The organism is Lacrimispora amygdalina, assembly GCF_003432035.1.
Lineage (GTDB): Bacteria > Bacillota > Clostridia > Lachnospirales > Lachnospiraceae > Lacrimispora > Lacrimispora amygdalina.
On sequence record NZ_QOHO01000090.1, the window covers coordinates 1 to 2902 of the forward strand.

2 protein-coding genes are annotated in these 2902 nt (G+C 29.7%); both read left to right on the forward strand.

What is annotated here, in order from left to right:
- The first annotated feature begins 761 nt into the window (after positions 1 to 761).
- A complete protein-coding gene (locus DS742_RS24215) occupies positions 762 to 2252 on the forward strand; it encodes a DUF4280 domain-containing protein (RefSeq protein WP_117419513.1) in 1491 nt (496 codons plus the stop codon).
- A 13-nt stretch (positions 2253 to 2265) separates the two neighbouring features.
- Positions 2266 to 2902 (forward strand): tetratricopeptide repeat protein (locus DS742_RS24220; protein ID WP_147325862.1); only part of this gene is annotated, 637 nt, incomplete at its 3' end.

Genomic DNA, 2902 nt, shown 5'->3' on the forward strand with positions numbered 1-2902 from the left:
ATTATTATTGTACCTCAAAGGACCGATGCGGCTTTTGTTCCAGTTGGAATGAAGGAAATAAAAAGTGATAGCAAGGTTTTTGTAATTAATGACAAGAAATTAAAGAAAGAATTAAATAAATATATTAATCGATTGCATGGAAAGCTATGGTAATTGGTTTTTCGTGGGCAGATTTTGAGATAAAAGATGTGATGAATGCTTCAGCATTATACGAAATTGGAGGTAATTTTGTATAAAAATTTATCATTGATGTACTTCTTACGATTTAAATAAAGTCTTTTACTATTCGAATAAGAGCATAAAAATAAATATAATTTTGATTTTAAAAAAAGAGAAAAAGCACTTGAACACTATCAATATGTTTTAAAATACTGTACTCCTTTTCATGATTTGGCCGCAGTTTCCTTTTACAATATTGCAAATGTGTATGATATTCAAGTGATAAGGAATTAGCCATAGAATTATATTCATAGGCTTATTATATCTGGAATTGACAAGGATGAAACGATTCAAATAGAGAGTTAGAAACTACTTTAAAGAAGATATATAATAATCGATAAGATATTATAGGCTATAGTTTTGGAATTTGGTTCAATAAACAAATTGAAAGATCTGAAGGAGAACTGTAAAATTAGTGGTAAACTGATTGGTACATTTAAAATAGCGGATGGGTGGGAAACGTTTAACCATAGGATAGTTTTTTTAATATACATAGCATGGATATAGATAAAGAACAATTCTAATTTGCAGGAGGAAACACGATGGAAAATAATGAGACTATGGGACGGATCGGGAATGGTCAGATGATCCAAAAGAGACAAAAAGAATATGTAGTCAGGGGGGCCTTGGTTAAATGTACAAATGGGGAGAAACATGCAGTGCTGAACCTTCCTGTGGATCATGGACAGTACCTTCAGGGAAACCCTCAGATTAATGTTCAGGATAGTAAGCTAGAGAATATAAGCGAATTCGGTAATTGTAAATTGGCCAATGAAAAATGTACTCCTGTTTTATCTTCATGGCTAAATGGAAATGAGAATAAACGAATTTGGGATCAAAACACTTTAAAGACGGAAGCGACAGTAATCGACTCGGAATCATATTGTGTATGTATGAAGAATCAAGGAATCATATCTGTAGTCGACTCAGGTCAAACAATTAGAAATAAGCCTAAAGATCGTGTTTATATTACTGAAGACAGGACTGCAATCGTAGTAAATAATATACGATTTGAAATATACAATCCATATAAAGATGAAGCCCCAAACACTCCAACTTTTAGACCACTTGAAGAATGGTACACAATCATGGAATATACAATGACAGAGAAGGAATTTAAATTATCAAAGGCGGTATTAGGAATTAATTTCGAAGTGGAGGATTTTGGTAGAGAGGAAGTTTCTGCTTATGTCAAACAAAGTGAAACATATAGTAATGGTAAAGAAAAAAGATCAGTTAAAAAAATAGAATTCGTATCTAGAAATCCTAATTCAAATACTAAGGAGGCTACAACGGAATTGGTAGTTGCTGGACTATGGATTGTTAACAGCATATTAAAAAAATTAGCTGATGCAGTAGAGTATACTTATGTGACTTTCTTTTTTCAAAAATCAAGTACAAATAAACATAGAGTGGTATTAATGGGAGGTACTTCATCTGATACAAATTTCTTTCAGGAGTATGGTTATTATTCGATGCCTAAAAGTTACTTATATAATGTAGTTGCGGATAATATGCTTATTAACACTAGAAAAAGTTTAAAAGATACAGGAAAAAAATGCATTGAAAAATATCTTGAAAAAATAGAGAATAATGAATCCAGAGCTAAATTATTAGTAGAAAAGAAAGATTTATGGTTAAAGAAAAATGAATGCTATGATGCTGTAGTGTATCTAAAACCCAAAAGGCAATATAAGCAATATCAGGTTTATCTGTATTCGGAGTTTGGTACTATGTGTCAAAGAGCAATAATGTATGGGGGAGATTCTATAGCAATAGTTAAAAGAAATGGTAGTACTAGATATAGTAATTACACTAAATTGATTGAAATATCGAATTGTTTGTACACGAGTGGAGGAAATAAAAATTTTTGGAAAATATTAGATAGAGTATTAAAGGAACAGGCAAATGAAATAACGATAAATCTCAAAAATCCATCCCAGGCAACTACTTTTAGCTTATGCGATTTAAGAGATGAAATTCCTAAAAATGCAAAACCCCAATCTATTGAAGATTTAAATTCTAGTTATTAGTGGAGGTTAAAAATTGAAAAATTTAAAAATAGTATTTTTAATATTAATGATATTTTTAGTTGGCTGTAATAAAAAGATTGAAAAATCACCAGTAGATGATACATATTATATTATGGATGATTATGGAATATTAATACTTTGCGAAGAAACAGAACAAGAATCTTACAAAAAAGTTATAGCACAATTAAAAGGAAATACAGATAATATAGAATCGGCAGTTTCTGAATTAAAACAAATGAATCAGAGTGTTAATATAAAGAATGCCTTAGGTATTGCATATTTAAGGCTCAGACAATTTGATATATCATTAGATTACTTTAATAAAGCCTTAGAAATGGCTAATAATGAGGAAGAGAAAGCTTGTATTCTAAATAATGTTGCGGAATGTAAATATTATTTAGAAAATAAAGCAGAAGTATCAAGTAATCTTATTGAGGCGTCTGTAAAGCAAGTAAATAATCCGATTATAAAATTAGTCATAAAATCAAATCTTCTTGCAGATGAATTAAATGAAAAAGAAGAATTTGAAAAAACAATAATTGATGCAAAGAAATTATTGAAAGAAGAAAAAGTGATTTTAGGTTCTAACCAGTTTATTGGAATATTTAATAATAAAAAATTAGCAACAGCTTGTTATGCAGCTGATAATA

Bases quoted from the DNA above. Each gene is read 5' to 3' on its own strand.
- DS742_RS24215 (WP_117419513.1), top strand. From the start codon at position 762: ATGGAAAATAATGAGACTATGGGACGGATCGGGAATGGTCAGATGATC.